This window comes from Aminobacter sp. P4_H6_2, from assembly GCF_056400805.1.
On the sequence record NZ_JBFUKO010000879.1, the window covers coordinates 1 to 1,733 of the forward strand.

At 63.8% G+C, this 1,733-nt stretch carries 3 protein-coding genes; all 3 read right to left on the reverse strand.

The features are described 5' to 3' along the window. Positions 1-131 precede the first annotated feature (131 nt). The gene (locus tag AC1DUU_RS31230; RefSeq protein WP_476787182.1) at positions 132-665 is read right to left on the reverse strand and encodes a hypothetical protein; all 534 of its coding nucleotides are present in this window, start codon (positions 663-665) and stop codon (positions 132-134) included. Between the two features lie 14 nt (positions 666-679). Continuing rightward, on the reverse strand, positions 680-1,402 hold the full coding sequence (locus AC1DUU_RS31235) for a DUF2259 domain-containing protein (RefSeq protein WP_476787180.1): 723 nt from the start codon (positions 1,400-1,402) through the stop codon (positions 680-682). Positions 1,403-1,478: 76 nt separating this feature from the next. Further along, the coding region (locus tag AC1DUU_RS31240) for a P1 family peptidase (protein ID WP_476787181.1) at positions 1,479-1,733 on the reverse strand (255 nt) is incomplete at its 5' end.

The window sequence follows — 1,733 nt, forward strand, 5'->3', positions numbered from 1 at the left end:
CGAACCAGATGCGGAACCGGGTTTCGGGAGACCAGATGTCGACCATCTCGGGCCGGGAATAGCGAGGGATCATGGCGGGGTGTCCAGCTTCGGTTTCGTTGCGGCTCCCCTAACAGAGCTAGGCGCAATGCTCAACGCGAACGGGCGGCAAACCACAGTGCAGCAGTGAAAAGGGCAACGAATCCGCCGGGAAAATAGAGCCGGAGGCCCAAAACGGCGAATTGATAGAGCGCGACAAGCCCGGTGAAGACGAACTGGAACACCCAGGTGATGGTGAACGGCGCGGCATGCCATTCGGCATAGTAACTGCGATATTGCAGCGCGTAGAAAAAGGCCGTCAGGCCGATGGTCGCCACGCCGAGCGAAACGAAAGCGGCGGCGAAGGCCGCCTCGGGCCGGCGTCCACGCGAGAGCAGCCGCGCCAGGGTCCAGCCGATCGGAAAGGCGGCAGCGCCGCCGAGCGCAAACAGCAGCACGACGATGCGAACACCCACAGGTGTTTCCCAACGATCGAGCAACAGCGTCACGAGCGCGCTCGCTCCCATAGCAAGACCCCAGACGACGGAGCCGGCAATTGCCAGGCGCAATGAGGGCAGTGCCTGGCGCAGCCTCGCGCTGGCGCGCGGCGCTTTCGAGCTTTCCGGCAGGCTTGTGCCAACGGTCATCGACGCGTCGTCGTTCACGTCCGGCCTGTCACCGCTAGCCAGCGGTGATCGGGGCCTTCGAAGCCGTGGCGGATGACGGTGATCAGCACGGCATAGGTCATCGCCCCGCCTTCGCCGAAGAAGGTCTGCACCCCGCCGATGCGGTAGCCGGTCGGGCAGCCGCGGCTCAGCGGCACATCCTTGTCTTCCTGCAGCACATCGGTTTTGCCACCGTCGCCGACATGGACCAGCTTGAAACCCTTGACCGGGCCGATGCCGGGGCAGCGCTCGATTTCGCCGAGCGAAATTTCTTCGAGCCGGAATTCGAGCTGCGGGTCGATCGGTGGAAACACCGGGCGCGGATTGACCACGATCTTGTGCGGATCGGCGCTGATCTCGGTCACCGCGTTGAAGCCTACGAGACGGCCGCGATTGGCGGCCAGCACCTCATCCTTGAGGGCCTTTTCGCCGCGCGCCCGCGCCTCGTCGCGCGCCGCCTGCAGGCCGACGTTCTCGTCTTCCAACTGCACGCGCACCGGCGTGTTGGGCCGGAACGTGTCGGTTGCGGTGTCGATGTAGAAGCGGTTCGCATAGGCAAAGCCCGAACCGTCCTGGATGCCGTATTCCTCGAAGGCGAAGATCTTGCCGTCGGCGCTGAAACCCAGGACGTTGAGGTCGGCCGCGTCGCCGGCATGGGCAAGCTGCGATGCGGCAAACAGCGACAGGCCAGCGAGGCAAAGAAGCTTGATCGAATTCACGGCAATCCCTCTCGTTCCCGGTTGAATCAGTTTTTCAGGCGAAAGCGCTAAGATACCGTCAATAAAGGGTTTTGGGTCATCCCTTGCGYGCCGACCACACTGGCATGATATCGCCGACARCAGCGGTTGCCTCATGCACCCCACGTGCGATTGCCCGAGCCATTGTCGAGGCGGCAGCGGCGAAGAAGTCGACGACGTCGCCCTGGTCCACCGTTATCCCGCTTGTGCCGGTCGCCAGCGCAAACACCAAATCGCCATCGAAGGGCGTGTGCACGGGCCAGATCGCGCGGGTGAAGCCGTCATGCGCCGATATCGACAACCGCTTGGCGGC